The sequence below is a fragment of the Ruminococcus sp. D54t1_190329_F1 genome (genome assembly GCF_015551645.1).
GTDB lineage: Bacteria > Bacillota > Clostridia > Lachnospirales > Lachnospiraceae > Blautia_A > Blautia_A faecis.
In genome coordinates this window covers 91361-97945 of record NZ_JADNDC010000016.1, presented here as the reverse complement: position 1 = coordinate 97945, position 6585 = coordinate 91361, and the positions used below count along the sequence as shown (strand labels likewise).

The window sequence follows — 6585 nt, the reverse complement described above, 5'->3', positions numbered from 1 at the left end:
TTTAGACATAAAATATGCTCCCTCCTAAGTGACAAGTTTTTATTATTTCACTTGTCTACCTAGAAGGGAGCATATCATCCCGACAGCCCCTTTTCAAAACTGACATAACTATTCCGTCAAAAGAAAAAACTTTACATCCAGTCGATATTGTGCTATAATTTTTTAGTCGAAGTGGTTGTATATGAGGTTGCTGTTTAAATGTTAGACAGTAACTAATGATAATGCAGCTTTCGAATTTATGCACCTGTAGCTCAGTGGATAGAGCAGTGGTTTCCGGTACCATGTGCGGGGGTTCGATTCCCTTCAGGTGTATTGCCTGGAACGATCGGGCGTTCCGGTGCGTTGTATTAAGGAGGACAAGAACTTGGATAATTTCAGAGAATGGTTATCAGATAACCTTCGCTATTTTATGCTTGGCGGAGCGATTCTGTTAATCGTGGTTGTCCTGTTTTTCGGTATCCGTGCATTTATGGGAAGCGGGAAGGGCGATTCCAGCAAGGATACAGCCGATGAGCAGGTAACAGCAGACAACGACCAGGGAAATGTTCCTTCTTCTCCGGCAAATGATGGGGAGACTGACGGGAAGAAAGACGCCAATCCCATGGAAAAAGCTAATGAAGAGATTACTTCATTGATCAAGAGCTATTACACAGCTCTGGGGGATAAAGATATTACCAAATTGCGTACATTGGTAGATAATCTTGCACCGGCAGACGAGTCTAAGATTACCAATGCCAAGTACATTGAAGGGTATGAAGCTGGTGATATCTACACGAAAAAGGGGCTTGATGACGATTCCTATGTAGTATATTCCTGTTTTTACTACATCTGTCAGGGAATTGATACAAAGGTACCTGCGCTTGCTGAGTTCTATGTGGTAAAGGACACAGACGGGAACTGGAAGATTGACGGCGCTGCTCACGATGACAGCGACGAGATAACGAAATATGAAGTTTCTTTGCGTCAGGATGACGACGTGAAGGAGCTGAAGGCCAAGGTACAGAAGCAGTATGAGGATGCACAGACTGCAGATCCTGCACTTGCTGCTTTCCTTGATGGTCTTGGTGAGGATGTCACAGGATCTGCAGAGACAGCCGATGGAACTACGCTGGTAGTGACAGAGGATTGTAATGTCCGTGCAGCAGCCAGCAGTGATGCAGAAGTGATTGGTGGATTGTCCGCTGGAACAGAAGTAGTCAAGAAAGGTGAGAGCGGAGACTGGATCCAGATTGACTATGAAGGCTCTGAGGCGTATGTTCACAGCAGTCTTCTGGAAGAGAAAACTGAATAAGTATAAAAGAGGAATTGTCATGATGGAAGTTCCTTTTTTGCGTGTTTGAAAAAATATATAGAATAAAACCAGAGTATAGTTGATGATTTCCTGAAAACGATACTCTGGTTTTTATGTAGTGCTATATTATGATACCAGTGTCAAAAGGTCAAAAAGCCGTTCGTGCTTGCACGATAAGGCGTTTGAACTTGGGACACGCCAAATCAAAACGATCCATAAGCGGTTCCGTTTTCCAATGTAATTCCCTTTGCAGCAGCCAGCTCGCTTACTGTTACCAGCTGATAGCCCTCCTGCAGCAGCTGCGGAATAAAAATTTCAGCAGCATCCACAGATTCTTTGAAAATATCATGCATTAAAATAATCTGTCCATCACTGGCGTTGTCCATTACATTCTGTACTGTGGAATCTGCATTCTGTGTTTCCCAGTCCAGAGTATCCACAGACCACAAAATCAGAGGCCTTGCTGCAGTCTCTGCTACGGTGTCATTGTAAGAACCATAAGGGGGGCGCACAACAGTGGCAATGTGCCCTGTGAGATCCTGGATCAGCTGATCTGTGCGGGAAAGCTGACTTGCAGCATCATCGGCGGAAAGCGTGGTGAGATCCGGGTGATCATAAGAGTGGTTTCCAATCTCGCATCCAAGCTCCTCCATACGCTTTACAGGTTCCTGAAAATATTCCACTTCCTGACCTGCCAGGAAAAAAGTAGCTTTTACATTGTTTGCTTCCAGACAATCCAAAAGACGGTCTGTAAAATCACTGGGTCCATCATCAAAGGTGAGGGCAATCATCCCCTTTGGCTCCGGAGAAACAGTCGGTTCCGAAGTAACGGAGGCTTCCGGTACAGGGGAGACTTCTGATGCTGCAGAAGAGGCTTCAGAAGGATCATCGACTTCGGAAGAAGCTTTTCTGGAATCTTCATTTCGATCAGAAGAAATATCAGCTTCTGCAGCCGGTGTGGAAGCACCTGTCGCAGAAGCTGTGAGATTGTCAGCATTCGAAGAATCTGATGTAGTATTCATGTAGAATACAAGATCCTGATTGGAACTATCATCTGCCGTCGTCGGTTCACCCTGTTGTGCACCGTCAGCGCCAAAGTGATAAATTTCGCCGTCTATTGTCACGTCACCAGTCTGAAGAACTCCATCTGCATTGAGGTAGTAGCGCTTGCCATCAAGCTCAAGCCATCCGGTCTGCATAACGCCTTTGTCATTGAAGTAATAGCGGTGTCCGTCTGTATCTGTGAGCCAGCCTTTATAACCTTCTCCGTTTACCATGAAATACCAGTTACTGTCAACTGGCGTCCACACCCCCTGGGAAGCTTCCGGAGAGACTTCGAAAGAAGTGTCTGAACCTGAAAGGGTATCAGGTGCCGGGGTATCTGCGGCAGGCGTTTCGGTGGGAATGACATCCTCCGGTGTGTTCTCCTCTTCTGCATCGGTATTTTCAGCTGCCGCACCACCAGATTGAATCTGGGAATCATCTGTATTTCCAGCTACGAACATGTCCGGGATCTGGGTATCTGTAATGGGTGAGTGCGAAGCGGAAGACTGGGTAAAAGAAACTCCGCATGCAAGACACATAAGAACAGCAGCTATAGCCAGCCCTTTATTCGTCCGTGGTTTATGGCCAGGCATATAATTCCTCCTTTATGTAATGATTTCATGCTGCCAGTGTGTTTCATTACTGTTCACTGGCAGCATTTCATTTTTGGGATCATGTTACGGTTCATTTCGTGACCAGCAACACGCTTTGTAATGTACAGAAATCATGGGTCTGCATGATTTTCAGCTGTACAGTAACCTAATAATACAATATATGACGAAAAAAAACAAGACCGGCTTACACGCAGGATATAATTGTGCAATTTAACGATATATTGGAAAATATTTCACAGAAAATCAGAAAATGTTTATTTGAAATTTGACAGAGATTCTGCTATATTAAGTTGTGATAACGATGATTTGAAAAGCAGATACAAAAGCTTTTTACAGTTTATTGTTTTTTATCTGTTACAATGGATAAGAACAGGAAAGAAGAGGAAGCGGTTGCGTAAAAAATCCCATATACTGGTAGCCAGATATCTGGCAGACCAGATGCCTGCCACTAAGAGTCTGCAGTCCCACAGAAAGGCGTTCTGCCTTGGAAGCATTCTTCCGGATATCAAGCCATCTTTTCTTACAAAGAAGCATGAATATTTCGGCACCTTCGAGGAAATCCAGGGTAAGATGAAAGCTCTTATTGACAATGATCCCAAAGAAAGCAAGGAGCGCGTTTACTGGCGCAGGTTTGGCGAAGTGATGCATTATATGGCAGATTATTTTACTTTTCCCCATAATAAGAACTTTACCGGGAATCTGTACGAGCATAATAAATACGAGAAGCATCTTAAGAACCATCTGAAGCGCTACATAGAGAGTGGGGCAGCAGATCGTATGGTCATTCTTCCAGTGAATTTCGGAAGCTTCAGGGAACTGGTGGAGTATATTGGAAATGCCCATGAAAGATATCTTCTTAAGGAGCGTAATATTGCAGAGGATGTTCAGTATATTCTCAGAATCTGTTCACAGGTTATTCATGGAATCCTGCAGCTGGCTGCGAAGCAGTTTGGCAGAGAGGATATTCTGATTCCGGCTGCATGCTGATAATGGGAAGAGCCAGTGCCGGGAGATCACAGCAGCTTGTCTGTGAGTACCGGGACTGGTATTTTTTTGTACAGCAGAAAAAATGAATTATTCGCTGCTGCGATAAAAACGGTATTTAGCAAGTGGGAAACGCTTTCACTTAAATCTGTACAGAAATTGTGAAGAAAAAATGAAAAATCACGAAAATACGTCTGTATATTTTGAGGATAGTTGATTTAGAAGGGTTAGTATGCTACAATAATGCATGTTAATACTTAATGCGAACTGTCTTTAAGGTAAGAATGCATACCTTTATATAGGGGAGTAAAGGGATGTTCATGAATAGAAGGGAGCATCTTTTGAATATGAAAAATAAATATCTGACAAAATGTTTATGTATTACTATGGCAGCTGCGATATCCTTTACAGGAACGGCCAGTGTTTTTGCCTCAGAAGAGACAGCCTTGTCAGAAACAGAAACAGCTGCCCGGGAAGCGGCAGCAGAGCCGATTTCATCAGAGCAGGCATCGGCAGAGACGCCTTCCGCACCTCCGGAGACAACGTCAGAGCCGGCACAGGTACCAGCAGAGTCTGTACAGACGCCATCAGAGCCCACAGAAACACCAGCTGAGCCTACACAGATCCCATCAGAGCCTACTACACCAGATCATATACCTACAGAGACACCGGCTCCAAGTGAAACACCAGATCATACATCTACAGTGACACCGGCTCCAAGTGTGACGCCAGATCATACACCTGAGGTGACACCAGAACCAAGTGCGACACCAGAACCAAGCGCGACACCAGAACCTAGTGCAACGCCGGACGATACCCCCACAGTGACACCAGAGCCTAGTGCTGCACCTGAGGTGACCCCCACTGTGACTCCTGGACTTTCAGCAGAGAGCCAGCAGAAGGTAAGTGCCCTGATCAAAGACATTGATAAAACCTTCAAGCAGGAATTAGATAAGAAAAAGAAGAAAAAAGTCAAAGCCCTGAGAAAGACCTATAACAGCTTTTCAGACCAGGAGAAGGCTGCTGTTACTAATTACAAGCTTCTTATCGATATGGAGAAGACGATCAGCCAGCTGTCCGGGGCAGCAGACGATAAAGATGCAGATAAGATTGACAGCACCACAACGCAGGCACTTAATGGAACCCCAGTCTACTATGCATCTAATCTTCATGCAGGCAAGGAATTTTATCTGAACAGCCTGCAGGAGAACTATCAGCTGTCATTTTCTGATGATTTTGCAGATGTTATGGAGCAGATTGAGACAGAGTATAAAGCTGCCAATCAACTGACAGATGTATCTGATTCCGAAGGTGGTGTTACCACATCCGCAGATACCCTTCTTGTACGCAACTGGCAGGATATACTTGCCATATATGTCTATGAGAAGAGCCTTGATGGTGCCACTTCTTTTACGCTGGATTCTTCCTGTAAGGATGATCTGGCAGCTATTTTTGCCAGGATGAATCCTGTTGTGAAGGACGAAAGTAATTCTAACAGAGTTACATATGGAAATTACCATATTAACCATTACATTAAAGAGAATAAGATCCCCAAGGATGAGAGGGGGATTTTGAAGAAATATCTTGAAACAGACTGCAAGCTTCTTTGTGCAACCGTTACAGCAGCCAAGGGCTTTGTAAGACAGAGTGTTGGCGATGACGTTTCAGAAGAGCGTGTAAACGTAATTGCAGCTGCTTATTCACTGGTTGGTAAGGTGGGATATTTCTGGGGCGGCAAATCTACTGTGATCGGAATGGACCCAAGCTGGGGCGCAGTACAGCAGGTAAGCGCAGAGGGAAGTCAGAGTACCGGTACTTTACGTGCGTATGGCCTTGACTGCAGCGGTTTTGTTACCTGGGCAGTGATCAATGGCTATGAGAATCAGGCTATGATCGCAGCTGTAGGAAGCGGTACCTCAGACCAGTGGGGCAGAGCGAACGTGGTAAGTGAGGCGGATGCCCAGCCAGGTGACCTGGTTTTTCAGAGAGGACCAGAAGCAGGAAGTGCCAACCATGTTGGTATTATCTGTGGAAAAACTGACGCAGGAGACTGGATCGTCGTACATTGTTCTTCCAGCAAGAATGGTGTTACAGTAGGAGAGGCTTATAGTGCAAGCTTTCGTTACATCCGTCAGCCATCCTTCTATCCGAACGCACAGCAGGTAGAGGAAATGAGACAGAGTGGTAAAACTATAGCCAATACCCAGTATATCACAGGAATTGACGTATCCAATAACCTTCAGGATCTGATCAAGGCGAACCTTGTTACAACAGGAGATATGGATACGGTTACCATAGATGCTTCCGGAGACGGAACTGTTTCACCGGGAAGCCTCTATGTCGCAAACAGCCTTCAGGAACTGTTTGATGCAGGACAGCATGTAAGTGTATTTAGTCAGGTGACATACGGAGATGCCGCAGAGATGGAAGCTGGCAGTAATGAGGCAGCAGGTACTGCGGGAGTTAATAAAGCCCAGACAGTAGATTTTTCCAGAATTATGGTTACCAATTCTCTTCAGGAGCTGTTGGCGGCGACAATTGGAATTCAGTGACGCAAAAGTGCTTCCACACCCGGATTCGGGCAGGAAGCACTTTTCATTTGTATAGACTGAGTGAACAGATTACAGAATTGATTTTCAGACAGGCTCCGGG

4 protein-coding genes and 1 tRNA gene are annotated in these 6585 nt (G+C 45.1%); 4 read left to right on the top strand and 1 reads right to left on the bottom strand.

Annotated features, from left to right (window positions below):
- The first annotated feature begins 240 nt into the window (after positions 1-240).
- Positions 241-312, top strand: a tRNA-Arg gene (locus I2D69_RS09350).
- A gap of 52 nt (positions 313-364) precedes the next feature.
- Positions 365-1291, top strand: coding sequence for an SH3 domain-containing protein (locus I2D69_RS09345; RefSeq protein WP_227199258.1), 927 nt, complete (start codon positions 365-367; stop codon positions 1289-1291).
- A 203-nt stretch (positions 1292-1494) separates the two neighbouring features.
- Here the strand turns inward: I2D69_RS09345 and I2D69_RS09340 are convergent, their stop codons facing one another.
- The gene (locus I2D69_RS09340; protein ID WP_173769527.1) at positions 1495-2928 is read right to left on the bottom strand and encodes a polysaccharide deacetylase family protein; all 1434 of its coding nucleotides are present in this window, start codon (positions 2926-2928) and stop codon (positions 1495-1497) included.
- Between the two features lie 411 nt (positions 2929-3339).
- Here I2D69_RS09340 and I2D69_RS09335 point away from each other — a divergent pair, with 411 nt between their 5' ends.
- Both I2D69_RS09335 and I2D69_RS20460 read left to right on the top strand, forming a co-directional pair.
- Positions 3340-3936: a zinc dependent phospholipase C family protein gene (locus tag I2D69_RS09335; protein ID WP_118581340.1), complete on the top strand. Its 597-nt coding sequence runs from the start codon at positions 3340-3342 to the stop codon at positions 3934-3936.
- Between the two features lie 344 nt (positions 3937-4280).
- Positions 4281-6485: an NlpC/P60 family protein gene (locus I2D69_RS20460; protein WP_264294296.1), complete on the top strand. Its 2205-nt coding sequence runs from the start codon at positions 4281-4283 to the stop codon at positions 6483-6485.
- The last annotated feature ends 100 nt before the right edge of the window (positions 6486-6585 follow it).